Origin of the sequence: Ornithinicoccus halotolerans (assembly GCF_009602535.1) — a bacterium.
GTDB lineage: Bacteria > Actinomycetota > Actinomycetes > Actinomycetales > Dermatophilaceae > Ornithinicoccus > Ornithinicoccus halotolerans.
The window spans coordinates 1-22935 of sequence record NZ_WIQI01000028.1 but is presented as its reverse complement, the minus strand read 5'-3'; the positions used below and the strand labels follow the sequence as shown (position 1 = coordinate 22935).

The 22935-nt window shown below is 72.3% G+C and carries 26 protein-coding genes; 12 read left to right on the top strand and 14 right to left on the bottom strand.

All coding sequences use genetic code 11. The annotated features are described in order from the left end of the window. Nucleotides 1–104: 104 nt before the first annotated feature. The 6 genes from rpsF (at nucleotide 105) to GFJ45_RS07325 (ending at nucleotide 4384) form a co-directional block, all read left to right on the top strand. Complete coding sequence (rpsF, locus tag GFJ45_RS07350) at nucleotides 105–392, top strand: 30S ribosomal protein S6 (RefSeq protein WP_153395698.1); 288 nt, start codon at nucleotides 105–107, stop codon at nucleotides 390–392. A 27-nt stretch (nucleotides 393–419) separates the two neighbouring features. Beyond that, nucleotides 420–980: a single-stranded DNA-binding protein gene (locus GFJ45_RS07345; RefSeq protein ID WP_153395696.1), complete on the top strand. Its 561-nt coding sequence runs from the start codon at nucleotides 420–422 to the stop codon at nucleotides 978–980. Between the two features lie 87 nt (nucleotides 981–1067). Continuing rightward, nucleotides 1068–1304, top strand: a complete 237-nt coding sequence (gene rpsR, locus GFJ45_RS07340; RefSeq protein ID WP_153395694.1) for a 30S ribosomal protein S18 — start codon at nucleotides 1068–1070, stop codon at nucleotides 1302–1304. 26 nt (nucleotides 1305–1330) lie between these two features. Next, complete coding sequence (rplI, locus tag GFJ45_RS07335) at nucleotides 1331–1777, top strand: 50S ribosomal protein L9 (protein WP_153395692.1); 447 nt, start codon at nucleotides 1331–1333, stop codon at nucleotides 1775–1777. 176 nt (nucleotides 1778–1953) lie between these two features. Beyond that, on the top strand, nucleotides 1954–2961 hold the full coding sequence (rfbB, locus tag GFJ45_RS07330) for a dTDP-glucose 4,6-dehydratase (RefSeq protein ID WP_153395690.1): 1008 nt from the start codon (nucleotides 1954–1956) through the stop codon (nucleotides 2959–2961). Between the two features lie 10 nt (nucleotides 2962–2971). Further along, nucleotides 2972–4384 (top strand): sugar nucleotide-binding protein, encoded by a 1413-nt coding sequence (locus tag GFJ45_RS07325; protein WP_153395688.1) that lies wholly within the window; start codon nucleotides 2972–2974, stop codon nucleotides 4382–4384. An 89-nt stretch (nucleotides 4385–4473) separates the two neighbouring features. On the opposite strand, the gene GFJ45_RS07320 is transcribed toward GFJ45_RS07325, so the two are convergent. The 7 genes from GFJ45_RS07320 to GFJ45_RS07290 form a co-directional block, all read right to left on the bottom strand. Next, complete coding sequence (locus GFJ45_RS07320) at nucleotides 4474–5226, bottom strand: ABC transporter permease (protein WP_153395686.1); 753 nt, start codon at nucleotides 5224–5226, stop codon at nucleotides 4474–4476. Further along, nucleotides 5223–6149 (bottom strand): ABC transporter ATP-binding protein, encoded by a 927-nt coding sequence (locus GFJ45_RS07315; protein ID WP_153395684.1) that lies wholly within the window; start codon nucleotides 6147–6149, stop codon nucleotides 5223–5225. Before GFJ45_RS07315 ends, GFJ45_RS07320 begins: the two co-directional genes overlap by 4 nt. Then, the gene (locus tag GFJ45_RS07310) at nucleotides 6146–7039 is read right to left on the bottom strand and encodes an ABC transporter permease (protein ID WP_153395682.1); all 894 of its coding nucleotides are present in this window, start codon (nucleotides 7037–7039) and stop codon (nucleotides 6146–6148) included. Before GFJ45_RS07310 ends, GFJ45_RS07315 begins: the two co-directional genes overlap by 4 nt. Continuing rightward, complete coding sequence (locus GFJ45_RS07305; protein ID WP_153395680.1) at nucleotides 7032–7955, bottom strand: ABC transporter ATP-binding protein; 924 nt, start codon at nucleotides 7953–7955, stop codon at nucleotides 7032–7034. Before GFJ45_RS07305 ends, GFJ45_RS07310 begins: the two co-directional genes overlap by 8 nt. Before the next feature lie 226 nt (nucleotides 7956–8181). Continuing rightward, nucleotides 8182–9537 carry an MATE family efflux transporter gene (locus GFJ45_RS07300; RefSeq protein WP_228386646.1) on the bottom strand — a complete coding sequence of 452 codons (1356 nt, stop codon included), beginning with the start codon at nucleotides 9535–9537 and terminating at the stop codon, nucleotides 8182–8184. After that, nucleotides 9534–9974: an Hsp20/alpha crystallin family protein gene (locus tag GFJ45_RS07295; protein ID WP_153395678.1), complete on the bottom strand. Its 441-nt coding sequence runs from the start codon at nucleotides 9972–9974 to the stop codon at nucleotides 9534–9536. The genes GFJ45_RS07300 and GFJ45_RS07295 overlap by 4 nt, the downstream gene beginning before the upstream one ends. Before the next feature lie 166 nt (nucleotides 9975–10140). Then, on the bottom strand, nucleotides 10141–10806 hold the full coding sequence (locus GFJ45_RS07290) for a hypothetical protein (RefSeq protein ID WP_153395676.1): 666 nt from the start codon (nucleotides 10804–10806) through the stop codon (nucleotides 10141–10143). A 62-nt stretch (nucleotides 10807–10868) separates the two neighbouring features. Here GFJ45_RS07290 and GFJ45_RS07285 point away from each other — a divergent pair, with 62 nt between their 5' ends. Then, the gene (locus GFJ45_RS07285) at nucleotides 10869–11711 is read left to right on the top strand and encodes a PhzF family phenazine biosynthesis protein (protein ID WP_153395674.1); all 843 of its coding nucleotides are present in this window, start codon (nucleotides 10869–10871) and stop codon (nucleotides 11709–11711) included. A 33-nt stretch (nucleotides 11712–11744) separates the two neighbouring features. On the opposite strand, the gene GFJ45_RS07280 is transcribed toward GFJ45_RS07285, so the two are convergent. The 5 genes from GFJ45_RS07280 to GFJ45_RS07260 are packed head-to-tail and all read right to left on the bottom strand — an operon-like array spanning nucleotide 11745 to nucleotide 14973. Continuing rightward, on the bottom strand, nucleotides 11745–12416 hold the full coding sequence (locus tag GFJ45_RS07280) for a maleylpyruvate isomerase N-terminal domain-containing protein (protein ID WP_153395672.1): 672 nt from the start codon (nucleotides 12414–12416) through the stop codon (nucleotides 11745–11747). A gap of 39 nt (nucleotides 12417–12455) precedes the next feature. Next, a complete protein-coding gene (locus GFJ45_RS07275; RefSeq protein WP_153395670.1) occupies nucleotides 12456–13091 on the bottom strand; it encodes a maleylpyruvate isomerase family mycothiol-dependent enzyme in 636 nt (211 codons plus the stop codon). Continuing rightward, nucleotides 13088–13558, bottom strand: a complete 471-nt coding sequence (locus GFJ45_RS07270) for a MarR family winged helix-turn-helix transcriptional regulator (RefSeq protein WP_153395668.1) — start codon at nucleotides 13556–13558, stop codon at nucleotides 13088–13090. Before GFJ45_RS07270 ends, GFJ45_RS07275 begins: the two co-directional genes overlap by 4 nt. A gap of 43 nt (nucleotides 13559–13601) precedes the next feature. Beyond that, on the bottom strand, nucleotides 13602–14171 hold the full coding sequence (locus GFJ45_RS07265) for a GNAT family N-acetyltransferase (RefSeq protein WP_153395666.1): 570 nt from the start codon (nucleotides 14169–14171) through the stop codon (nucleotides 13602–13604). Between the two features lie 10 nt (nucleotides 14172–14181). Next, nucleotides 14182–14973, bottom strand: coding sequence for an alpha/beta fold hydrolase (locus tag GFJ45_RS07260; RefSeq protein WP_228386644.1), 792 nt, complete (start codon nucleotides 14971–14973; stop codon nucleotides 14182–14184). A 61-nt stretch (nucleotides 14974–15034) separates the two neighbouring features. On the opposite strand from GFJ45_RS07260, the gene GFJ45_RS07255 reads away from it, so the two are divergent. The 3 genes from GFJ45_RS07255 to GFJ45_RS07245 all read left to right on the top strand — a co-directional run bounded on the left by GFJ45_RS07255 (nucleotide 15035) and on the right by GFJ45_RS07245 (nucleotide 18472). Continuing rightward, nucleotides 15035–15226 carry a hypothetical protein gene (locus tag GFJ45_RS07255; protein ID WP_153395664.1) on the top strand — a complete coding sequence of 64 codons (192 nt, stop codon included), beginning with the start codon at nucleotides 15035–15037 and terminating at the stop codon, nucleotides 15224–15226. 190 nt (nucleotides 15227–15416) lie between these two features. Beyond that, nucleotides 15417–17081 (top strand): FAD-dependent oxidoreductase, encoded by a 1665-nt coding sequence (locus GFJ45_RS07250; RefSeq protein ID WP_153395662.1) that lies wholly within the window; start codon nucleotides 15417–15419, stop codon nucleotides 17079–17081. Further along, nucleotides 17081–18472 (top strand): ATP-binding protein, encoded by a 1392-nt coding sequence (locus GFJ45_RS07245; protein WP_153395660.1) that lies wholly within the window; start codon nucleotides 17081–17083, stop codon nucleotides 18470–18472. The genes GFJ45_RS07250 and GFJ45_RS07245 overlap by 1 nt, the downstream gene beginning before the upstream one ends. Nucleotides 18473–18505: 33 nt before the next feature. Here the strand turns inward: GFJ45_RS07245 and dnaB are convergent, their stop codons facing one another. After that, nucleotides 18506–20311: a replicative DNA helicase gene (dnaB, locus tag GFJ45_RS07240; protein WP_153395657.1), complete on the bottom strand. Its 1806-nt coding sequence runs from the start codon at nucleotides 20309–20311 to the stop codon at nucleotides 18506–18508. A 451-nt stretch (nucleotides 20312–20762) separates the two neighbouring features. On the opposite strand from dnaB, the gene GFJ45_RS07235 reads away from it, so the two are divergent. Beyond that, nucleotides 20763–21224, top strand: coding sequence for a VOC family protein (locus GFJ45_RS07235; protein WP_153395655.1), 462 nt, complete (start codon nucleotides 20763–20765; stop codon nucleotides 21222–21224). A 27-nt stretch (nucleotides 21225–21251) separates the two neighbouring features. Here GFJ45_RS07235 and GFJ45_RS07230 read toward each other — a convergent pair whose 3' ends face one another. Further along, a complete protein-coding gene (locus GFJ45_RS07230) occupies nucleotides 21252–22142 on the bottom strand; it encodes a sigma-70 family RNA polymerase sigma factor (RefSeq protein ID WP_153395653.1) in 891 nt (296 codons plus the stop codon). A 99-nt stretch (nucleotides 22143–22241) separates the two neighbouring features. Here GFJ45_RS07230 and GFJ45_RS07225 point away from each other — a divergent pair. Next, nucleotides 22242–22935 (top strand): SDR family oxidoreductase (locus tag GFJ45_RS07225; protein ID WP_153395651.1); only part of this gene is annotated, 694 nt, incomplete at its 3' end.

The window sequence follows — 22935 nt, the reverse complement described above, 5'->3', positions numbered from 1 at the left end:
GGGTGGGGCGTGGCAGGCTGGGGCCGCGGGCTCACGGTGGGCGATGCAACCCTCCTGTCACGGAGAGACCGTGACCGCTGAGACCGAAGGAGGTGGGTTACCGCATGCGTCAGTACGAGCTGATGATGATCCTCGACCCCGAGGTCGACGAGCGCACCCTCCAGCCGCAGCTGGAGAAGATGCTCGCCGTCGTCGGGAATGAGGGCGGCCGCATCGACAACCTGGACATCTGGGGGCGTCGTCGGCTGGCCTATGACATCAACAAGAAGTCCGAGGGGATCTACGCCGTGGTCACCATGACCGCGGAGACCGCCACCGCCCAGGAGCTCGACCGGCAGCTCGGCCTCAACGAGACCGTGCTGCGCACCAAGCTCATGCGCCTCGGCGCCTGATCCGGCCCCGACCCAGGGAGGACCCCCATGGCTGGCGAGACCCCGATCACCATCGTCGGAAACCTGACCGCAGACCCCGAGCTCCGCTTCACCCCCTCGGGCGCGGCGGTGGCCAACTTCACCGTCGCCTCCACGCCCCGCACCTTCGACCGGCAGACCAACGAGTGGAAGGACGGGGAGACCCTGTTCATGCGCTGCTCGATCTGGCGTGACGCGGCCGAGAACGTCGCCGAGTCCCTGACCAAGGGCACCCGCGTGGTCGTCTCCGGCCGGTTGGTGCAGCGTTCCTGGGAGAACCCGGAGGGGGAGCGTCGCTCCGTGGTCGAGATGCAGGCCGACGAGGTCGGCCCCTCGCTGCGCTACGCCACCGCCAAGGTCACCAAGGCCCAGCGCGGCGGCGGCGGTGGCTTCGGCGGCGGCCAGCAGCAGGGCGGCCAGCCGGCCCCGCAGCAGGCGGGTCAGGGCGGCTTCGGCGGCCAGCAGGGCGCCCGCCAACCCGACGCCGACCCGTGGGCCTCCGGCGGCCAGCAGGGCGGCCAGGCCGGCGGCTGGGGTGGCGGTCCGTCCTACGACGAGCCCCCGTTCTGATCGAGTACCTGCTCCACCACACCTGAACAACCACCATCCCGAGCGGCTGCACAGGCACGCTCGGGCTCTCGAGAGGAGAGCACCACGATGGCCAAGCCCGTTGTGCGCAAGCCCAAGAAGAAGGCCAACCCGCTGAAGGCGGCGAAGGTCGAGTCGATCGACTACAAGGACACCGCGCTGCTGCGCAAGTTCATCTCCGACCGGGGCAAGATCCGTGCCCGTCGCGTCACCGGCGTGACCGTGCAGGAGCAGCGCCGCATCGCGACCGCGGTGAAGAACGCCCGCGAGATGGCGCTGCTGCCCTACTCCAGCTCGGCTCGCTGAGCCGGACCCGCGAGAGGAGAGACGAGATGAAGGTCATCCTGACCCAGCCGGTGTCCGGCCTCGGCGCCGCCGGAGACGTCGCGGACGTCAAGGACGGTTACGCCCGCAACTACCTGCTGCCCCGCAAGCTGGCCACGCCGTGGACCAAGGGCGGGCAGAAGCAGGTCGACGCGATCACCGCCGCGCGCGCCAAGCGCGAGCTGCGCACCGCCGAGGAGGCGCAGGCAGCCAAGTCCGCCATCGAGGGCAGCACCGTGATCGTGACCGCACGGGCCGGCTCCTCGGGCCGGCTGTTCGGCGCGGTCACCCCTGCCGAGATCGCCCAGGCGATCGCCGAGGCCGGTGGCCCGCAGGTGGACCGTCGCCGGATCGAGGTCCCCAGCCCGATCCGCAGCACCGGTGAGCACACCGCTCACGTGCGCCTGCACGAGGACGTCTCCGCCACGGTCACCGTCCAGGTGGTGGCTGCCTGAGGCGCCGCAGCCGGTTGCGCCGCGTGCGCTGACAGCACTACGAAGGCCCGCCGGGGTTCGCCCCGGCGGGCCTTCGTCACGTGAGCGTTGGACCAGGAGCGCCGCCTCAGTCAGTTCCGCTGCTGTCACTCACCCAGTGGCCCACCTCACAGCGGCCGTCGCATACGATGCCGGCCATGCGACGCCTCTTGGTCACGGGTGGTGCCGGTTTCATCGGTGCGAACTTCGTGCACTACCTGGTCGAGGACACCGACGCGCGGGTGACCGTGCTGGACAAGCTGACGTATGCGGCCTCGCCGGCGGCGCTGGAGGGACTGCCGTCCGGCCGCGTCGAGCTGGTGGTCGGTGATGTGGCTGACGCTGCCCTGGTGGACCAGCTCGTGGCTGAGCTGGGCCCGGAGGGGGCGGTGGTGCACTTCGCGGCGGAGTCCCACAACGACAACAGCCTGCGGGACCCGGCGCCGTTCGTGGAGACCAACATCGTGGGCACCTTCGTCGTCCTGGAGGCAGTGCGCCGGCACGGGGTCCGGTTGCACCATGTCTCGACCGACGAGGTGTACGGCGACCTGGCCCTGGACTCCCCGGAGCGGTTCACCGAGTCCTCCCCCTATCGCCCCTCCTCCCCGTACTCGGCCAGCAAGGCCGGGGCCGACCACCTGGTGCGCGCCTGGGTGCGGTCCTTCGACGTGCAGGCGACGATCAGCAACTGCTCGAACAACTACGGACCCTGGCAGCACATCGAGAAGTTCATCCCCCGGCAGATCACCAACGTTCTCTCCGGCACGCGGCCGCGGCTGTACGGCACCGGGGAGAACGTGCGCGACTGGATCCACGCCGAGGACCACTCGGCCGCCGTGTGGAGGATCCTCACGCAGGGGCAGCTGGGACAGACGTACCTGATCGGCGCCGACGGGGAGCGCACCAACAAGGACGTGGTGCAGGCGGTGCTCCGGCAGTGCGGCCGGGACGAGGGTGACTACGAGCTGGTGACCGACCGACCTGGGCACGACCTGCGGTACGCGATCGACTCCACGCGGCTGCGGCAAGAGCTGGGGTGGGCACCGCGGTTCACCCGGTTCGAGGACGGCCTGGCCGCCACCATCGACTGGTACCGGGAGCACGAGGACTGGTGGCGGCCACACAAGGAGGCCGTCGAAGCCGCGTACGCCCAGCACGGGCAGTGAGGGGGTGGCTATGAGCCAGGAGCTGCAGGTCAGCCCGACCGCGATCCCTGGCCTGTTGGTGGTGCGGATGCCGGTCCACGGGGACGTCCGTGGCTGGTTCCGGGAGAACTGGCAGCGGGCCAAGATGACAACCCTCGGGCTGCCGGACTTCGGCCCCGTGCAGCACTCGGTCGCCTACAACCGCGAGCGCGGCGTCACCCGCGGTATCCACGCCGAGCCATGGGACAAGTTCGTCTCCGTCGTCGCCGGCCGCGCCTTCGGGGCCTGGGTGGACCTGCGGGACGGGGAGACCTTCGGCCAGGTGCACACCCAGGAGCTCGACGAGCACACGGCGGTCTTCGTGCCGCGCGGCGTGGGCAACTCCTACCAGACCCTGGCACCGGACACGGTCTACTCCTACCTGGTGAACGCCCACTGGTCCCCCGATGCCCAGTACACCCACCTCAACCTCGCCGACCCGACGGCCGCGGTGCCGTGGCCGGTGCCACTGTCGGAGGCGGTCATCTCGGACAAGGACAGGGGTCACCCTCAGCTGGCCGACCTCGACCCTGTCACGGCCCGCCGGGTCCTCCTGCTGGGAGGGAGCGGACAGCTGGGCAAGGCGTTGCGGACGGTCTACCCCAGGGCGCGCGTCCTGAGCAGGCACGACCTTGACCTCGCCGACCCGAGCGCCGTGAGGGACCTCGACCTGACCGACGTGGACACCGTCCTCAACGCGGCAGCGTTCACGGCCGTCGACGACGCGGAGACCGCCGACGGACGCCGGACCGCCTTCGCCGTCAACGCCACCAGCGTCGCTGCGCTGGCCGCCGCCGCCCAGCGGCACGGGGCGCGGTTGGTCCACTACTCCACCGACTACGTCTTCGACGGGACCGGAGGCAGCGGGCCGGAGGCCGCCTATCTGGAGAGCGACCTGCCCTGTCCGGTGAGCGTCTACGGAGCCTCCAAGGCCGCCGGGGACGCGGCCGTCAGCACGCTGCCGCGCCACCTGCTGCTGCGCACCTCCTGGGTGGTCGGCGAAGGGCACAACTTCGTGGCCACGATGCGGCGGTTGGCCGAACGCGGCGTCTCCCCGGCCGTCGTCAATGACCAGCAGGGGCGTCTCACCTTCGCCGACACCCTCGCGCAGGCCACCGCCCACCTGCTGGCAGACCCCTCGACCCGCGGCACCGTCAACGTGACCAACAGCGGGGAGCCCGGCACCTGGTACGACGTCGCCCGCGCAGTCTTCCAGGCCACGGGACGCGATCCCGCCGACGTCACGCCCGTCACCACCCAGGAGTACGCCGCTGGGGCCGGCCGGCCGTTGGCCCCCCGCCCCGCGACCAGCGTGCTCGATCTGGGGCGTCTGAGGGGCACCGGCTTTGCCGCCACCGACCAGTGGGACGCCCTCACCGACCACCTGTCAGGTGACTCCCGCTGAGGGCTCGCCCCTCCCGATGACCCGTCGTCACGACCACCATCCAGTGGTGGCTGCCGTCGTCACGTCGTGGAGGCCCGACGGGAGGCGGCTCAGCTGTTGTCGTGCAGGGGAAGGGTCTGCAGCCGGTTGCCGGCGTAGGCGGCCGCGGTGACGGTGACGAGGGTGAGCAGGGCCAGCCCGGTGCCGAAGCCGACGGCGGCCTCCACGCTGAGCCGTTGGGCGGTGTCGCCGAGCAGCTCCTGCACGACCGCCATCGACCACTGCTGGATGCTCAGCGTCTGCGCGCCGGGGACCACACCCCCGACCAGGGATTCCCAGATGAGTGCGTAGATGAGACCGATCACGACGGCGTTCCGGGTCACCACGGCGAGGGCCAGGAACACGGCGGAGTAGGCGCAGCCGGCGGCCAGGGCGCCCACGCCGTAGCCGAGGGTCACGGTGCCCAGCTCGCCGGTGAGCACGACACCGGCCACGGTGATCGGCAGTGCTCCGAAGAGCACGACCACCCCGATCGCCACGACCAGCTTGGTGATCGCGATCGAGTAGCGGTTCAGGGGTTTCGCCAGCAGGTAGACGATCGACCCCTCGTCGATCTCCGGGCCGATCGCACCGGTACCGGCGATGAGTCCGAGCAGGGGCATCAGGATCGCGATGCCGAACGCGGTCAGGAGGTTGGCCGCCAGCGGGCCGTTGAGCGCCTGCTCGATGTCGGGGTCGAGGCCGGCGAGCACGCGGGCCAGGGTGCACAGCCCGAGCAGCGCGGCCGGCAGGAGCAGCAGCACCAGGGTGCGCTTGCGCCCGAGGAGGCTGCGGCTGGTCAGGGCCGCCACGGTCGCGTTCATCGGGCCACCAGGTAGGAGAACACGCTCTCGAGGGACTCGTCGGCGGGCCGTACCTCCAGGAGCCGGATGCCGTGCCGGGACGCCAGCTGCGGGAGTGCGTGGACGAACGCGGAGAAGTCAGTGGCCTGCACGTGCACGGTGCTGGAGCCCAGCTTGTCGGTGACCAGCTCGACGCCGGAGGCACTCTGCTCGGCGATCACCGCCGAGGCGAGCGCCCGGTCGTCGCTGGAGCGGATCGTGTACTGGTGGGGCCGCTGGGTCATCAGGCGCCGGATCCGGCGGAAGTCGCCGGACGCGGCGTGCCGGCCGGAGACCATCACCTCGATGCGACCGGCGATCTGTTCGACCTCCTCCAGGATGTGCGAGCTGAACAGGATGGTGCGGCCCTGGTCGCCGAGGTCGTGGAGGAGGTCCATCAGGTGGAGCCGCTGGCGCGGGTCCATCCCGTTGAACGGCTCGTCGAGCAGCAGCACGGCCGGGTCGTGCACGATCGCCGTGGCCATCTTGATCCGCTGCTTCATGCCCTTGGAGTAGGTGCGGATGTCGCGGTCCTGCGCGGCAGCCATGTCGACGGTGCCGATCGCCCGTCGCGCGGCCGCGGCCGGGTCGGGCAGCTTGTGCAGCTTGGCGTTGGCGAGCACGAACTGCCACCCGGTGACCGCGTCGTACATCTCCTCCCGCTCCGGGACCAGGCCGACCTCCCGGTAGATCTCCTGGTCGCGGTACAGGGGCCGCCCGTCGAGCGTGACGCTGCCGGCGGAGGGCGCGAGGAAGCCGGCCATCATGTTGATCAGCGTCGACTTCCCGGCCCCGTTGGGCCCGAGCAGGCCGGTGACACCAGGGCCGATGTGCATGGTGACGTCGTTGACCGCGACGACGTTGCCGAACCAGCGAGAGACCTGCTCCAGCGCCACGGTGCTCACGAGAGAGCCTTCCGGTACCGGGCCACGAGCGCGCCGTAGCAGCCGAGGACGATCAGCACCGTGACGGCCACGAACACGGCGGTGCCCGTGACCCCGGGTGGCCCCTGGCCGACCGAGGGCTCGGCACCGAGGGCACCGGTGACGACCCCGTCCACCAGCGTGTACGGGGAGATGAGGCCGGTGTAGCCGAGGAACGTGGTGTTGCCGAACTCGAAGGCCATCTCGCCCACCGCGATCTGCAGGCCGGACAGCACCAGCAGGACGCCGACCACCGCGGCCACGCCCAGCCCGCGCCGCGGTGTCATCGCGGCCACCAGGAGGCCGATGCCGGCCAGGACAACCGCGTAGAGCACCGCCCCAGCCATCGCCCGGAGGTAGTCGGGCAGCTGGTCGCTGAGAGGCAGCTCGGCCAGCAGCGCGCCTGCGAGCAGCAGCGTGATGGGCAACCCCATGAGGATGAGCAGCGCGGCCGCCATGCCGGCGTACTTCGCCTGGACGTACTGCTGGCGGCTCAACGGGCGCGAGAAGTACAGCGGCGCGACGCGGAACCGGAGATCTCGCGACATCACCGCGGGCGACTGCGAGCCGAGGAAGATGGTGACGGCGATCTGCAGCAGGATCACGTACTCGGTGTATTGGACCGGCAGCGACGGGGCCTGGAAGTAGCCGGTCACGATGCCCATCACCACCGCCGGCAGCACCATCATCCCCAGCAGCAGGAACGGCATGATCTTCGATCGCGCGGACCGGCCCAGCCCGTAGCCGCCACGGAGGGTGTCGACGAACAGCGAACGCCGGATGTAGGCGGCGCCCAGGCGCCGGCCGTCGTAGCGGCGGTACCCGATGTCATGGATGGCGCCGGTGTGCGCGGCCGGGGTCGGCTCAGACATGCGCGTCCTCCGGCGCGGTGGGAGTCCCGGTGAACATCTCGGTCATCCGGTGGCGTTGGCGTTCCATACGCACCAGGCCCAGGCCCAGCGCCGCGACGGCGTCACGCACGCTGTCGTAGGCGGCAGGGTCACTGACGTCGACGTGCAGCAGCCGTCCCTCGCTGTGCACCGGAACAGTGGCGCGGCGCAGCCGCTCCAGCAGCTCGGTCTGGTCACCATCCACCTCGACGGTCACCACCGCGGTCTGCTCGGTGACCGAGGCGGTGGTGGAGTGCCGGGTCAGCCGTCCGCCGTCGATCACCACGATGCCGTCGCAGACCCGTTCCAGCTCGCCGAGCAGGTGAGAGGTGACGATGACCGAGATGCCGAACTCGGTGCCGATCCGACCGATCAGCCGGAGCATGTCGTCGCGTCCGACCGGGTCCAGCCCGTTGGTCGGTTCGTCCAGCAGCACCAGGCTCGGGTCGTGGACCAGGGCCTGCGCGAGCTTGACCCGTTGCCGCATGCCGGTGGAGTAGCCCCCCATCGGTCGGTACCGCTCCTCGTCCAGACCCACGTGCCGCAGCGTGTCGGCGGTGCGCTCGCGGGCGGCGGTGGTCGGTAGTCCGGACATCCGGGCCATGTGGACGACGAACTCGGTCGCTGACACATCCGGGGGCAGGCAGTCGTGCTCGGGCATGTACCCGACGCGTTCGCGGATCGCCGGTCCCTGGGTGGCCACGTCGAGGTCGAGGACGCTGGCGGTGCCCTGGGTGGCGGGGAGAAGACCGAGCAGGATCTTCAGCAGGGTCGACTTGCCGGCACCGTTGGCGCCGACCAGACCCGTGACACCCGGGGCCACCTCGAGGGTCAGTCCTTCGAGGGCGGTCACGGAGCCGAAGCGCTTGGTCAGCCCCTCGGTCTCGATCAACGCCACCAGCGGCCCCCTCGCCGGCCGCCGCCCCGGTAGCCGGTCATCAGGACCACCACCGGCCTCACCGTCTCGATGCCGGGCACCGCCACGCCGGTGGCTGTCCGTGGATCCGCCACGACTGGCCCCATGCGGTCGCCCCCTTCGCCTTCGGTCGATGGCTGATCGTCCCCCGCGGGGGCCCCGGACGCAAGGACCGGCGCGCCTCCGGGCGTCCGGCCGACCGCACCTCTCAGCGGACCGCGCCGGTGACCATCCAGCGCTCGCTGCGGGCCCGCAGCTGCAGCCCGAGCGCACGCACGACCATGAAGGCGGTGAAGGCGACCCACAGCCAGACCAGGCCGGTGACGCCGTCGAGGCCCACCAGCAGCAGCAGCCCCACCATGGGCAGGTAGGCGAGCAGGAACAGGGTCTGCGCCACCGCGAGCCAGCGGGCGTCGCCGGCGCCGATGAGCACGCCGTCCAGCACGAAGGCGATTCCCGAGACCGGCTGGCCGACGGCCACCACCAGCAGGGCGGCTGCCAGCGCGGCGCGCACCTGCGGGTCGGCGGAGAAGCCCAGCGGGATCAGCTGGTGGCCCGCGGCGACGAGGACTCCGAGCGCGGCGCCGAACCACACCCCCCAGCGCACCATGGTCGAGGTCGCCTCCCGGGTAGCGGCCCGGTCACCCGCGCCGAGGGACTTCCCGGTGAGTGCCTGCCCGGCGATCGCGAGGGCGTCGAGGGCGAAGGTGAGCGAGGTCCATACCGTCATGGCGACCTGGTGCGCCGCCAGCTCCGCCTCACCGAGCCCGGCGGCGTACCAGGTGGTCACCAGCAGCACCGCGCGGAGGCTGAGGGTGCGCACCAGCAACGGGACGCCGTCGGCCGCTGCTCGCAGCACCCCGGCGGGATGCGGTGTCATCGGGGCCGACTCGCGGCGGGCGCCGCGCACCAGGACGGTGCCGAGCGCGGCGGCCATGGCGGTCTGCGCGATGACGGTCCCCCAGGCGGCCCCGGCGATCCCGAGCCCCACCACGTGGACCAGCAGCAGCGAGAGCAGCGCGTTGGCCGTGAAACCGGCGACCGAGACCACCAGCGGGGTGCGGGTGTCCTGCAGACCCCGGAGCACACCGGTGGTGGCGAGCACCACGAGCATCGGCGGGACGCCCAGGGCAGAGACCCGCAGGTAGCTGCTCGCCTCGGCGGCCGCGTCAGGACTGGCGCCGAAGGCGGCGACCAGCCACGGGGTGGCCAGCGCCAGGAAGGCGGCGGCAGCGACGCCCAGCAGCACGGCCAGCCAGGTGCCGTCGATGCCGGCGGCCAGGGCCCCGCGGTGGTCGGCGGCGCCCAGGCGCCGGGCCACGACGGCGGTCGTGCCGTAGGCGAGGAAGACGAAGAGGTTGACCGCGGTCAGCAGGACCGCGGAGGCGACACCGAGCCCGGCCAGCGGGGCGGTGCCGAGATGACCGACGATCGCGCTGTCGGCCAGCAGGAAGAGCGGCTCGGCGACCAGGGCCAGGAAGGCGGGAACCGCGAGCCGGAGGATCTCGCGCCGGTGCCCGGGATCACCGGGCACCGGCGCGGGGTCCGGTGACGGCTCGGTCACTCAGCGGCACTGCCGGCCAGGGCGCGGCGGCCGCCGTCGTTCGACTCGTGGTTGACGCTGATCTTGCGCGGCTTGGCCTCCTCGGCCATCGGGATGGTCAGCGTCAGCACGCCGTCACTGTAGTCGGCCGCGATCTGGTCCATCGCGACGCCGTGACCCAGCGTCAGCTGGCGGGCGAAGGTGCCGGCAGGACGCTCGTGGGAGAGCCACTGGGCGCCCTCGGCCACCTCGTCGCGACGCTCGGCGCGGATGGTCAGGGTGCGGTCCTCGACGTCGATGTCGATGCTGCTCGGGTCAACACCGGGCAGGTCGATCCGGGCGACGAACTCCTCACCGGCCCGGTACAGGTCCATCGGCATCGGCGCCGCGCTCGGGGCGCGGAACGCGTCCATGAAGAAGCGGTCCATCTCCCGGAACGGGTCGAGACGGGTGTTCATGGTGACTCCTCCTTCAACGCTGAGGCTGGTCTGCTGGTGTGCTGTTGTGGGGAGGCTGAGTGGCTGGCACTCGCGCCTCTAGAGTGCTAAACGGCGGTGTGGCGGCGACTGTTCCCGGGGGCAGAAAAATTCTTCCGGTGCTGGTCAGCGGGCAAGTCAGCGCTGTCTAGGTGCCCTGCTCGGTCCGGCTGGAGTCCAGGAAGTAGGCGCCCAACGACGCGGCGAGCGTGCCGAACAGCCCGACGGACACGGCCGCCAGGAGCACCTCGGTGACCCGCGCGACACCGCCCTCGGCCGGCAGCGGCTCGCCGGTCATCGCCCCCAGGGCGGTCGCGTGCAGCGACGCCGCATAGCTGTCGAAGGCCGCGAACGTGTGCAGCAGCTGGCTGACGGCCAGCACCACGATCACCCACAGCGAGGCCAGCCAGCCGAGCCGCCCCCGCAGCACCGAGGCGCTCGACCGGGAGCCCCGGATCGCACCGGACAGCACGCGGCCGCCGCGCAGCACGCGCAGCGCCCGGACCAGCCGGAGCACCCGCAGCACGGGCAGCAGGATGAAGATCAGCTGCCACCAGTTCCGGCGGAGGAACCGGCTGGTGCTCGGCGCGAGGACCAGGCGCGCCACGAACTCCGCCACGAACACCACCCACAGCGCCCACCCGACGACGGTGAGCGCGGTCGACGCCGCGCTCCCCGGGCTGCTGAGCTGCTCCCCGAGGACCACCAGCACGAAGATGATGCCGAGCCCGCTCATCATCGGCGTGAGCCGGTCGAGCAGCCACTCCGCGAGGTGCTCCCGCTCCTCGGCCGGGCGCTGCAGGGGCGAGGTCACCGGTCGAGGCTACCCACGCGGTGGCCGGGCGGCAGGGTGTCCGGTGCGTCAAGGTGGTGCCCATGGCCGAGGTCCACCGCTATGCCGCCTTCACCACCGATCCCGCCCGGGGCAACCCGGCGGGCGTCGTCCTCGATGCGCAGGGCCTCCACGACACCCGCATGCAGGCGATCGCCGCCGAGATCGGCTACTCCGAGACGGCGTTCGCCAGGTCCGCCGGTGACCGGCGGTTCGCGCTGCGGTTCTTCAGCCCCCGCGCTGAGGTGGCCTTCTGCGGTCACGCGACGATCGCGACGGCGGTCGCGCTGGCGGAGCGCCTGGGCACCGGTGACCTGGTGTTCGACACCCCCGCTGGGGAGGTCGCCGTGGTGACCGCTGCGGACGGTGACCGGATCCGGGCCAGCATGCGCAGCGTCGCCACCCGCAGCCGGCCGGCGACCTCCGAGGAGCTGGAGCAGGCGCTGGCTGCGCTGCGGTGGCCAGCGGCGGACCTGGCTGACGCCTGGCCGCCGCACGTCGCGTCCGCGGGCAACGACCACCTGGTGCTGGTCGCCCGCAGCCGCGAGCGGCTCGCGCGCCTGGACTACGACTTCACGGCGCTGCAGCACCTGATGACCGGGCGCGGCTGGACCACCGTGCAGCTGCTCTGGGCGCAGGACGAGGAGGTCTTCCACTCCCGGAACCCGTTTCCCGTCGGTGGCGTCGTCGAGGACCCGGCCACGGGTGCGGCCGCGGCCGCGCTGGGCGGCTACCTGCGCGAGCTCGGGCTCGTGCCGGAGCCGCGGCGGCTGCTCGTCGTGCAGGGCGAGGACATGGGTCGGCGCAGCGAGCTGTGGGTCGATGTCCGGCCGGACGACGCGCACGTCCTCGTCACCGGGCACGCCGTCCCCATCCCGCAGCAGTGAGGCAGCCGGCCGGCCGCGCTGGGCGGCGGCGCGTCAGCGGGCCGTCACCGGGTAGGCGGGACGGGGGAGCTCGACGCCGGGCGGTGGCGTGGTGCGGCCGAGGCCGACCAGCACACCCGTCCGGTCGTCGAGTGCTGCTGGCAGGTCCTGGTCGGCGATCGCCTCGACAGTCCGCCGGGTCAGTGCCAGCGCCTCCGGGCCGGGTGAGGGCGAACCGGGGTCGAGATCGAGGTCGAGCTGGTGAACCGTGAGCTCCACGACCCAACTGGCCAGGAAGTCCCCGCTGGTCATCACCGTGCCCTGGAAGGCGACCGGCTCCTCCGGAAGCCGGTCCAGGGCGGGGGCGAGTCTGGCCGCGACGTCGTGCAGGTGCCGCACCGCGGCTGACGGCCGCCCGTAGGCCGAGGCCGTGCGCCGCAGCCACAGGATGTGCGGGACCGGGTCGTCGTCGCGCTCCACGGAGGCCGACCAGTAGGAGGCCGCGTCGTGGTCGGGGGCCCGACCGGTCTGCGCCGTGCACCCGCCGACCACCTCCTCCAGTCCCATCCGCACGTGCACGACCAGGTCGAGACGGCTCCACCCGTAGCAGCGTGAGCCGCCGAGCAGCTCCTGGTCACCCAGCTCGTCGACGGCCGCGACGAAGTCCCGTAGCTGGGAGCGGAACAGGTCGAGCGCGTCGACGTGGGGCACCGACAGTGGACGCATGGGCCCAACGTAGCCCGCGGGCGTCACTCCAGCCGCCCGTCACAGCCGTCGCCGGAGCAGCTTCGCCCCGGGCCCGCTCAGGTCGTCTAGCGCGGCGCCGCGCCCCGTGGCGGCCATGGCCAGCGCCTCCAGCGGGCCGCTGGCCTCCGCGCCGGTGCCGTGGCGCCAGTCGGCGTCCGTGGCGCGCAGCGCGATGCCGGCCAGGCGCCCGCGGGGCACGAGCGCCGGGACGACCCGCGGGGAGCTGAGGTAGTCCAGCACCGCCACCCAGTGCTCCGGTGGGACGTCGGCGTCGAGCCCGAGCGGCCGGGCGATGTCGCGCAGGTGCAGGCAGGTGTCGCTGAACGGGCCGATCGGACCGACGCGCGGTGGGTTCAGCCGGTCGGCCGCGTGCTGCCGCAGCAGGGCCACCAGCTCTGCCGGCCGGTGGCGGGCCAGCAGCCGGGTGAGGTGGTCGACGGTGGCGTCGGTGTCCCCGCGGTAGCGGAGCGCGGTGACGAAGAACCGCCCGAAGCCCACCAGCATCGGCTGCACGAGGTGGGCCGCCAGGTGCCGCACCGTCCAGCCGGCGCACAACGTGCCCGCCGCCCACTGGTCGGGCCGCAGGCCGTCCAGCACGTCGGCGGCCAGCAGCCGGTTCTGCTCGGTCCAGGCGTGGATGCGCTCGGTGCTCACCGCTCCTCCCTCGGTAGCCGCGCGCTCCCTCGGGCGCGGATGTCGCGGTGCAGGGCCGCCAGCACGGCCGTGGCGGTCGCGATGTCCCCGTCGGTGCAGTCGGGCGCCAGCTGTCGCAGCTGCCTCAGCTCGCGCTCCCGGAGCCGGCCGAACGTCTCCCGGCCGGCCTCGGTGACGGTGACGAGGTGCGAGCGGCGGTGGCGCGGGTTCGGCTGCGTCGCCACGTGCCCGAGCTCGAGGAGGTCGTCGACGTGACGCTGCACGCCCTGGCGGGGCAGATCGAGCCGGGTCGCCACCTGCGGCACGGTCGCCGGCCCGTCCTCGTAGAGCACCTCGACGACCGCGCGGCTGCCCACCGTCCAGCCGACCGCGCGCACCCCTGTCTCCACCACTCGCGCGGAGCCCAGCACGACCGGGCGCACGTGCCGCAGCAGCGCGTAGACGGCCTGGCCACGATCCTCCGACATGACAACAAGGATGTCATAAATGCCTCGGTCGACCCGCGCCGGCTCACGGCGGCGCGGCGACCACCCGGTTCACGATCCAGGCGTGCTTGCCGACCTGCCGGACCCGGGCGAAGCCGTACTCCTCGAACAGCTCGACCGTGGCGGTGTACAGGAACCGGCCCTGCGCCTGTCTGCCCGCGGTCACCTCGGGGATGGCCTCGACGAGCCCGCCACCCCGGTGGGCGATCTGGTCGAGCGCCCCCTCCAGCGCCGCCCGCGCGATGCCCTGCCCGCGGTGCTGCTTGTCCACGTAGAAGCAGGTGATCCGCCAGTCCGGCCGCGGCGGGGCGTCCTGCTCGTAGCCGCGGCGGTGCTTGATCTTCGGCAGCTCCGCGGGACTGCCGTACTGGCACCAGCCCTGCGCGAGTCCGGCGTCGTCAAGCACCAGCGCGGCGTGGGCACGGTCGGTGCGGACGCGATCCTCCTTCGTGGCCCGGTGGTCCACGCCCGGCTGCCCGCGCTCGGGGTGGAAGCCGATGCACCAGCAACCGCCGAAGATCCCGTTGTTGCGCTCGACCAGCTCGGCGAAGACGTCCCAGGTGGCGGCCTCGAGCGGGCGGACCGTGTAGGGCATCGCCTCCCCCTCAGGCCTCGTCGGCGGCCTCGGCCAGCAGCCGAGCCAGCTCGGCGGGGGCGGTGATCATCGGCCAGTGGCCGGAGTCGATGTCGACCAACGAGACCTGCCTGGCCCGGGCCAGCTCCGGGACGTCGCCCTCGTCGATCCACTGCCTGGCGTCCGCGGGGCTGAACTCCGGGCAGATGAGCACCACCGGCACGTCGTAGCGGCGCTCGTCGCCGAGCCGGACCACGCCTGTGGCCACGCGCTCGGGCACCGGGACCGCGCGGGAGCCGAGGCTCTCCTTGGCGGCCTCGTCGAGGTCGGCCGAGTCGGGGCCCTCGAACGGCTCCCAGCCGGGGAAGGGCATCGCGCCATCCCGGATCGGGAAGAAGTCGGCGTAGGCCGTGCCGTCGGCGGCCGGGAACCCCCCGATCATGGTGACCGTCGCGACCTTCTCCGGCCGGGCGTCGGCGGCCAGCCACGCCAGCCCGGCCGCCGCGGAGTGCCCGACCACCATCGGGCGACCGGCGGCCGCGTCCACCGCCGCGACGACGGCGGCCACCTGGTCGGCCAGCGTCGCGGCCCCGTTGCCGTCCCCCTGCCCCGGCAGCGTGACCGGCACGGCACGGTGCCCCCGCTCCGCCAGATGTCCTGTCACGTCCTCCCACACCGTCGCGTCCAGCCACAGCCCACCGATCAGCACCATGTCCATGCGCTGACTGTAGAAGTGGTTCTGGACGAACCGCAGCCCAGGCATCACCGACGGTGAGCTCGCGACCCGGCTGCAGGTGACCGAGCGGGCGGTTCGCCGCTGCATCGCGAGCACGTCGGCAGGCCGGCCGCGGTCATGCGCCAGCGCGCGCTACGTGCGGCCCTGGATGGGCCGCCTGGAGCCCATCGACGACCAGCGGTGCGTGCTGACCGGGATCACCAGCAACCCGCAGATGTACGCCGGCGAGCAGCTGGCGGCAATCCCGCTCCGGTTCCGCGTCGAGGGCGGCCCCGAGCTGCGGGACGCGGTGTCAGCCGTCGCGGCCAGGATGGGCGCCGCCCTCGAGCCGGGTCCATAGCGCGCGAGGTGGGCGGGGCGGTGTCTCGGGCCAGCACCGATCCGGCAGCGGCAGGCGGGGAGGCTCGCGCCCACCGGACCGGAGCAGGGCTGTCGGCGGGGTCTGCCCACCGCTATGCTCCGGGAACCGGTACTCTGCGCCGCTTCCTCCTCCTTGGGCCGGGCATACGAGACGGTTCGAAGGTGGAGCCATGACCAAGCCCACGATCCTGTCGGTCGATGACGACCGCATGGTGTCCGTCGCGATCGCCCGTGACCTGCAGACCCGCTACGGCGACCGCTACCGGATCGTGCGCACCGAGTCGGGGGAGCAGGCGCTGCAGGTCCTGACCACGCTCGCGCTGCGGGACCAGCCGGTGGCGCTCATCGCGGCCGACCAGCGGATGCCGGGCATGACGGGCATCGAGCTGCTGGAACAGGCGAGCACGCACGCGCCGGACGCCAAGATGCTCCTGCTCACCGCGTACGCCGACACCGACGTCGCCATCAAGGCGATCAACGACATCGGCCTCGACCACTACCTGCTCAAGCCGTGGGACCCGCCGCAGGACCGGCTCTACCCCGTCATCGACGAGCTCCTGGCCGACTGGTGGAGCGAGCACCCGGACCACACCTCCGACGTCCGGGTCGTCGGGCACCGGTGGTCCGACCGCGGCCACGACATCAAGACCTTCCTGGCGCGCAACCACGTCCCCTACCGGTGGTACGACATCGATCGTGACGCCGAGGCCGCGCGGCTGGTGGGCCTGGCGCAGGCCGCCACGACGGACCTCCCGCTGGTTCTCGTGCCCGACGGGGCGACCCTGCGCTGCCCGTCGACGATCGAGCTGGCGGACGCGATCGGGCTGAGCACCCGGGCGCAGCAGCCGCTGTACGACGTGTGCATCGTGGGTGGCGGACCGGCCGGCCTGGCCGCGGCCGTGTACGCCTCGTCCGAGGGGTTGAGCACCGTGGTGGTCGAGAGCGAGGCGCCCGGGGGGCAAGCCGCCCAGAGCGCCGCCATCGAGAACTACCTGGGCTTCCCCCGGGGCCTGACGGGGTCGGACCTCGCCCATCGCGCGGTGGCCCAGGTGTCCCGGTTCGGTGCCGAGATGGTCCTGGCCAGAGCGGTCACCGGCCTGCAGCAGCGTGGCCCCGTGCACGCGGTGCTCCTCGACGGCTCGGGTGACATCGAGGCCCGCGCCGTCATCGTGGCGACCGGCGTCTCCTACCGGAGGCTGCCGGCGGCCGGCGGGGACGAGTTCATCGGCAAGGGCGTCTACTACGGGGCCACGGCGAGCGAGGCGGGGCAGTGCCAGGGCGAGGACGTGTACGTCGTCGGTGCGGCCAACTCGGCAGGCCAGGCGGTGCTGAACCTGGCCCGGTTCGCCGCCAGGGTGGTGTTGGTCGTCCGGGCAGCGACGCTGGCCGACAGCATGTCGACCTACCTGATCGAGCGGATCGAGCGCGCCGAGAACATCACCGTGCGGTTCCGGTGCGAGGTCAGCCGGTGCCACGGGGACGGGCACCTGGAGGGGCTCACGCTGACGGACCGGGACAGCGGGGACACCGAGGAGGTCGCCACCAGCTGGCTCTTCGTGTTCATCGGGGCCTCGCCGCGCACCGACTGGCTCGGCACCGGGCCGGTGCGTGACGACAAGGGCTTCGTGCTCACCGGTCCGGACCTGCTGGGTGCCGGGCCGGACGGGCGCGGACCCTGGCCGCTACCGCGCGCGCCGTTCGCCCTGGAGACCAGTGTCCCCGGTGTCTTCGCCGCCGGAGACGTCCGGCTCAACTCGATGAAGCGGGTGGCCTCCGCCGTCGGCGAGGGCGCGATGTCGGTCTACCTGGTCCACCGCTACCTGGCGACCATCTGATGCGCGCCGAGGAGCTGCGACCACTGAGCCTGTTCGACGGGCTCAGCACCGAGCAGCTGGCGCAGCTCGTGGACGCCGGCGAGGGGGTCGCCATCGAACCGGGGGTGGAGCTGTTCCACGAGGGCGACCGTGCGGACTCTTGGTGGGTGCTGGTCGAGGGCTCCATCGAGCTGGTCCGGCACCTGGGCCGGGAGGACTCGGTGGTCGGTGCGCTGGACGTGCCGGGGCGCTGGGCCGGCGGCTTCCGCGCCTGGGACGAGCACGGGATCTACCTGGCCACCGGCCGGGGGTCGGTGCCCGGCCGGGTGCTCCGGGTCCCGTCGGCCGAGCTGCGCAGGCTGTTCGACACCTGGTTTCCCTTCGGCGGCCACCTGATCAAGGGTGTCTACGGCACCGCCCGCAGCATCGAAGCCACTGCCCGTCAGCGTGCCTCGCTGGTCACCCTCGGCACGCTGGCTGCCGGGCTGGCGCACGAGCTGAACAACCCGGCCGCAGCGGCCACCCGCTCGGTAGCGGCGCTGGAGGAGGCGCACGAGACCCTGCTCAGCTCGCTGGGCCGGCTGACCGGTGGGGACACCTCCGCCGAGCAGTTCAGCGCGCTGGACGACCTGCGCCGGGAGATCCGGCCGCGCGCGGCGGCGCTGGACCCGCTGGGCTTCGCCGACCACGAGCAGGCGTTGTCGGACTGGCTGCGAGCCCACGGCGTGGAGCGGGACTGGGCGATCGCGACACCGTTGGCCGCGGCCGGTGTCGACCTCGACTGGTGTGAGCGGGCCGCAGCGGTGCTGCACGGGGGCGACCTCGAGCCGGGCCTGGAGTGGGTGGCCAGCACGCTGTCGGTGACCTCGCTGCTGGGGCAGATCCGGGAGTCGACCGGCCGGGTGAGCGACCTCGTCGCCGCGGTGAAGTCCTACTCGCAGATGGACCGGGGGTCGATGCAGCGGATCGACGTGACGGACGGTCTGGAGAGCACCCTGGTGATGCTCGGCCAGAAGCTGCGCCAGGGCGTCACCCTGGTCCGCAGCTACGCGCAGGACACCCCGCAGATCGAGGCCTTCCCCGGGGAGCTGAACCAGGTCTGGACCAACCTCATCGACAACGCCGTCGACGCCATGGACGGCGCCGGGACGCTGCACCTCCGGGTGATGCCCGAGGGTGACACGGTGGTGGTGGAGGTCGGCGACACCGGGCCCGGGATGACGCCGCAGGTGGCCGCTCGCGCGTTCGAGGCGTTCTACACGACCAAGGACGTCGGCAAAGGGACCGGCCTGGGCCTGGACATCGCCCACCGCATCGTCGTCGACCGCCACGGCGGACAGATCACTATCCGGTCGGGGCCGGAAGGGACCGTTCTCAGGGTCGCGCTGCCAGTCCGTGCCGCGCGACGGTGACGCTCGAGGGCCGTCGTCCGGGCCTACGGAGACTCAGAAGTTGTTCGCCATGTTGGTGAAGCGACTGTAGTGCCCCTGGAAGGCCACCACGATGGTGTCCGTCGGGCCGTTGCGGTGCTTGGCCACGATGACGTCGGCCTCCCCCTCGCGGGGTGACTCGCGCTCGTACATGGACTCCCGGTGCAGCAGGATCACGACGTCGGCATCCTGCTCGATCGACCCCGACTCCCGCAGGTCGCTCATCTGCGGCTTCTTGTCGGTCCGCTGCTCCGGCCCACGGTTAAGCTGCGAGAGCGCGATGACGGGCACCTCGAGCTCCTTGGCGAGCAGCTTCAAGGCACGGGAGAACTCCGACACCTCCTGCTGACGCGACTCGACCCGCTTGCCAGAGCTCATCAGCTGCAGGTAGTCGACCACCACCAGCTTGAGGTTGTGGCGCTGCTTGAGCCGGCGGCACTTGGCCCGGATCTCCATCAGCGACATGTTCGGGCTGTCGTCGATGAACAGCGGCGCCCCGTGGACGCGACCCTGGGTCTCGGCGATCTTGGTCCAGTCGGAGTCGCGCAGCGAGCCCTTGCGCATGTGCTGCAGCGCGATCGAGGCCTCGGCGGACAGCAGCCGCATCGTGATCTCGGTGCGGCTCATCTCCAGCGAGAAGATGACCGTCGGCAGGTTGTTCTTGATCGCCGCCGAGCGCGCGATGTCCAGCGCGAACGTCGAGTTGTGGGTGGGGATCATGGACCGGCCGGCGAGGTACAGGTGGTCGATGCTGTCCACCTCGACGCAACGCACCGGGACGGAGGCGGTCGGCGCGATGGCCTCGACCTTCCAGGTGCTGGGAAAGCGGCGTCGGTCGATGACGTCGAGGACGGCACCCTCGGCTAGTCGGCGCCGCGCCTGCTCGGTGGTCAGCACCTGTGGCGCTGCTCCGTCCACGCCGAGTGCCCACTGGTGCTCCTCGTCGGCCACCAGGACGGACCCGTCCGAGAAGTGCACCTCATAGCACGGGCGGTCCTGCAGGATGTCAGTCGCGGCCGTGACGGTGGTGGGACGCCCGTCCGCACCGAGCAGTTGGTCGCCGACGCGGACCTCGCCCATCGTGGTCCAGCCAGTCGGGGTAGGCAGGGGCGTGTCCAGGGCGAGCGCCTTGCCCATCGCCGGCCGGGCCGCGACGATCACCATCTGGCCGGGGTGCAGCCCGTTGGTCAGCTCGTCGAGGTCGGTGAAGCCGGTCGGCACGCCGATCATCTCGCCCGCCGTGCCCGCGGCGTGCTCGATCTCGTCCATCGTCGGCTCGAGCAGCTCGCCGAGGATGGTGTAGTCCTCCCCGCCCCGCTTGTCGGCGACGCCGTAGACCTCCGCCTGGGCCAGGTTGACGATGTCCTCGACGTCACCGGCCCCCTGGGCATAGCCCATCTGCACGATGCGGGTCCCGGCCTCCACCAGCCGGCGCAGCACCGCGCGCTCGGCCACGATCCGGGCGTAGTAGCTCGCGTTGGCCGCCGTGGGGACCGAGGCGATCAGCTGGTGCAGGTAGGCGGTGCCGCCGATGCGGCCGAGCTCGCCCCGCTTGCTCAGCTCGTCGCTGACGGTGATCGCGTCGACCGGCTCCCCCCGGCTGTAGAGGTCGACCACCGCCTCGTGGATGGTCTCGTGCGCGGGCCGGTAGAAGTCGACCGGCTGCACGATCTCGGCGCAGTCGGCGATGGCGTCCTTGGACAGCATCATCGAGCCGAGCGCGCTCTGCTCGGCCGCGAGGTCCTGGGGTGGCAGGCGCTCGTCGGGCGGCCCGTCCGGCACATCCTGGTAGGTGCCGCGGTCCAGCTCGCTGAGCGACATCCGCCCCTCCTGTCCTCTCGTCTCGCCGTCCACGCAGGTCTCCGCCACCGGACCACCGTGGTCACACCAGTCCCACTGGTGCCCTCAGCACACCACGGAGCACTGACAGTCGCGGGTACCGTCCTGCCCCGGCGGCTGGGCCGCGGGGGCCGGTCCGCGCCCGTGATCGCCTCACGTTAGACCCGGAACCCGCGCCCCCCAAGCGGCCCTGTGGACAGCGGTGTGGAGGACCTGTGCACGCCGCGTGGACGCACTGTTCACACGCTGTGCACAGGCCTGTGGACAACACTCGGCAGGCACGCTGCGACCGGCGGTGACCAGCAAAGATGCCGTCCACCGGGTGTGGAGGAGAGAAAGTTCTGGCCGGTCGGCGTGTCGCCTTCCACACCGCCGAACCCTCCGGTCCGACCTCTCGGGTCGGGCTGTCGGCCCGGCTGGGCATGATGGCGTCATGACCGGACAGGAGCAGCAGCGGGTGCGCCAGCTGCGGGTAGTGGTCGAGGCGCAGGACTACGAGCAGGCGGTGCGGTTCTACCGCGACGTGCTGGGGATGACCGAGGAGGCCGCCTTCGCCGAAGGCGAGGACGACCGGGTCGCGATCCTGGAGGCCGGACGGGCCACCCTCGAGATCGCCAGCCCGCGCCACAAGGAGCTCATCGACGAGGTGGAGGCGGACGGGCGCCCCAGCCCACGGATCCGGCTGGCCTTCGAGGTGGACGACTCCGCCGCGGCCACCGAGGAGCTGGCGGCAGCGGGTGCCGAGATCGTCGCGGAGCCGGTCATGACGCCGTGGCGCTCGCTGAACTCCCGCCTCGACGCGCCGGCCGACCTGCAGATCACCCTCTTCCAGGAGACCGAGGACGTGGCAGAGCGGACCGCCCGGCCCGGCTTCGCCACCGACGCGGACCGTTGAGGCAGCCGGCCGGTCGGCCCGCCGCACTCACACCACCGCGAGCTCGAGCCTGCGCAGCCGGTCCGGGTCGGCCACCACGTCGATCTCGGTGATCCGGTCGCCGGCGAAGCCGAACCGCAGCGCGAGGAACAGCTGACCACGAGGGGCCATGACGAGGCCGACTGTGCCGTCGACGAGGGCCGGCTCGGCGGAGCGGGCGCGAGCGGAGGAGGCCATGGCTCCCTCCGCGACGGCCCCTGCGCCGGTGAGCACGACCGGCTGCCCGGTCGGCAGCGCCGCCGCGTCCGCGCGCAGCACCACGTCGGGGTCCAGCAGCGCCAGCAGCCCCGCGAAGTCGCCGTCCCGGGTCGCCGCCAGGTAGGCGTCCACCACCCGGCGCTGCGTCGCCAGGTCGCCGCCGGTCGGCCGGTCCTGGCCACGGACCCGGCGGCGGGCACGGCTGGCCAGCTGCCGCGCGGCCGCGGGCGACCGGTCCACGATGGGCGCGATCTCGTCGAAGGGCAGGTCGAACATGTCGTGCAGCACGAAGGCCAGCCGCTCCGCGGGCGCGAGCGTGTCCAGCACCACCAGCAGCGCCAGCCCGACCGAGTCCGCCAGCACTGCCTGCTCCTCCGGGTCGGTGCCCGGCCCGGCAGGTGCGGGTCCACCGGTCGAGGCCCCCGGCGGCGCCTCCTCCAGGGGCTGCTCGCGGCGGGTGCTGCGCGAGCGCAGCAGGTTCAGGCTCACCCGGGCCACCACGGTGGTCAGCCAGGCGTCGAGGTTGGTGACCTCGTCGGTGTCGCTCCGGCTCACCCGTAGCCAGGCGTCCTGCACGGCGTCCTCCGCGTCGTGGGTCGACCCCAGGATCCGGTACGCGACGGCCTGCAGGCGCGGTCGCTGGTTGCCGAACCGCTCCTCCAGCCAGGTGCGCTCGTCCATCGGTCACATCCTTTCGCGTTCAGGTGTCGACAGGGTGACCCGCGAGACGGCGCGGGTGTGACCGGCAACCCCGGTCCTGACTGCAACCAAGGAGCCATGATGTCCTCACTCGTCCTTGTCACCGGTGGCACCGGCACCCTCGGCCGGCGCGTCGTCGACCGGCTGCAGCGCGCCGGTCGCCCCGTGCGCGTGCTGAGTCGCCACGCCCCTGCGGAGGGACGTGGATCCGGTGTCGAGCACGTCATCGGTGACCTCTCCGGCGGTAGCGGTGTCGTGGCTGCCCTCGACGGCGTCGGCACGGTCGTCCACTGCGCCGGCTCCGCCACGGGCGACGAGGCCAAGACCCAGCAGCTGGTGCGGGCCGCGACCGACGCGGGCGGTCCCCACCTGGTCCTCATCTCGGTCGTCGGCGCCGACCGGCTGCCCGTCGAGACCGCCGTGGACCGCGCCCTGTTCGGCTACTTCGCCGCCAAGGGCCGCGCCGAGCGCGTGGTGGCGGAGTCGGGCCTGCCGTGGAGCACGGTGCGGGCCACCCAGTTCCACCAGTCCCTGCTCGCGATGGTCCGGACCATGACCCGGATGCCGATCGTGCCGGTCCCGGCCGGCTGGCGGTTCCAGCCGGTCGACGCCGGCGAGGTCGCCGACCGGCTGGTCGAGCTGGCGCTGGGCCCGCCGGCCGGGCTGGTCCCCGACGTCGCCGGCCCGGAGGTGCACGCGATGACGGACCTGCTCCGCGGCTACCTCGCCGCGACCGGCCGGCGGCGGCCGCTGCTGCCGGTGCCGCTGCCGGGCC

What these genes read in the sequence shown, in the direction of transcription:
- GFJ45_RS07235 (WP_153395655.1), top strand. Translation starts at nt 20,763, where the DNA reads ATGACCGGACAGGAGCAGCAGCGGGTGCGCCAGCTGCGGGTAGTGGTC.
- GFJ45_RS07345 (WP_153395696.1), top strand. Translation starts at nt 420, where the DNA reads ATGGCTGGCGAGACCCCGATCACCATCGTCGGAAACCTGACCGCAGAC.
- GFJ45_RS07270 (WP_153395668.1), bottom strand. Translation starts at nt 13,558, where the DNA reads ATGTCGGAGGATCGTGGCCAGGCCGTCTACGCGCTGCTGCGGCACGTG.
- GFJ45_RS07320 (WP_153395686.1), bottom strand. Translation starts at nt 5,226, where the DNA reads ATGAACGCGACCGTGGCGGCCCTGACCAGCCGCAGCCTCCTCGGGCGC.
- rfbB (WP_153395690.1), top strand. Translation starts at nt 1,954, where the DNA reads ATGCGACGCCTCTTGGTCACGGGTGGTGCCGGTTTCATCGGTGCGAAC.
- GFJ45_RS07250 (WP_153395662.1), top strand. Translation starts at nt 15,417, where the DNA reads ATGACCAAGCCCACGATCCTGTCGGTCGATGACGACCGCATGGTGTCC.
- GFJ45_RS07245 (WP_153395660.1), top strand. Translation starts at nt 17,081, where the DNA reads ATGCGCGCCGAGGAGCTGCGACCACTGAGCCTGTTCGACGGGCTCAGC.
- GFJ45_RS07285 (WP_153395674.1), top strand. Translation starts at nt 10,869, where the DNA reads ATGGCCGAGGTCCACCGCTATGCCGCCTTCACCACCGATCCCGCCCGG.
- dnaB (WP_153395657.1), bottom strand. Translation starts at nt 20,311, where the DNA reads ATGTCGCTCAGCGAGCTGGACCGCGGCACCTACCAGGATGTGCCGGAC.
- rplI (WP_153395692.1), top strand. Translation starts at nt 1,331, where the DNA reads ATGAAGGTCATCCTGACCCAGCCGGTGTCCGGCCTCGGCGCCGCCGGA.
- GFJ45_RS07325 (WP_153395688.1), top strand. Translation starts at nt 2,972, where the DNA reads ATGAGCCAGGAGCTGCAGGTCAGCCCGACCGCGATCCCTGGCCTGTTG.
- GFJ45_RS07255 (WP_153395664.1), top strand. Translation starts at nt 15,035, where the DNA reads ATGGGCCGCCTGGAGCCCATCGACGACCAGCGGTGCGTGCTGACCGGG.
- rpsF (WP_153395698.1), top strand. Translation starts at nt 105, where the DNA reads ATGCGTCAGTACGAGCTGATGATGATCCTCGACCCCGAGGTCGACGAG.
- GFJ45_RS07265 (WP_153395666.1), bottom strand. Translation starts at nt 14,171, where the DNA reads ATGCCCTACACGGTCCGCCCGCTCGAGGCCGCCACCTGGGACGTCTTC.
- GFJ45_RS07230 (WP_153395653.1), bottom strand. Translation starts at nt 22,142, where the DNA reads ATGGACGAGCGCACCTGGCTGGAGGAGCGGTTCGGCAACCAGCGACCG.
- GFJ45_RS07310 (WP_153395682.1), bottom strand. Translation starts at nt 7,039, where the DNA reads ATGTCTGAGCCGACCCCGGCCGCGCACACCGGCGCCATCCATGACATC.
- GFJ45_RS07280 (WP_153395672.1), bottom strand. Translation starts at nt 12,416, where the DNA reads ATGCGTCCACTGTCGGTGCCCCACGTCGACGCGCTCGACCTGTTCCGC.
- rpsR (WP_153395694.1), top strand. Translation starts at nt 1,068, where the DNA reads ATGGCCAAGCCCGTTGTGCGCAAGCCCAAGAAGAAGGCCAACCCGCTG.
- GFJ45_RS07260 (WP_228386644.1), bottom strand. Translation starts at nt 14,973, where the DNA reads ATGCAGCGGCGAACCGCCCGCTCGGTCACCTGCAGCCGGGTCGCGAGC.
- GFJ45_RS07295 (WP_153395678.1), bottom strand. Translation starts at nt 9,974, where the DNA reads ATGAACACCCGTCTCGACCCGTTCCGGGAGATGGACCGCTTCTTCATG.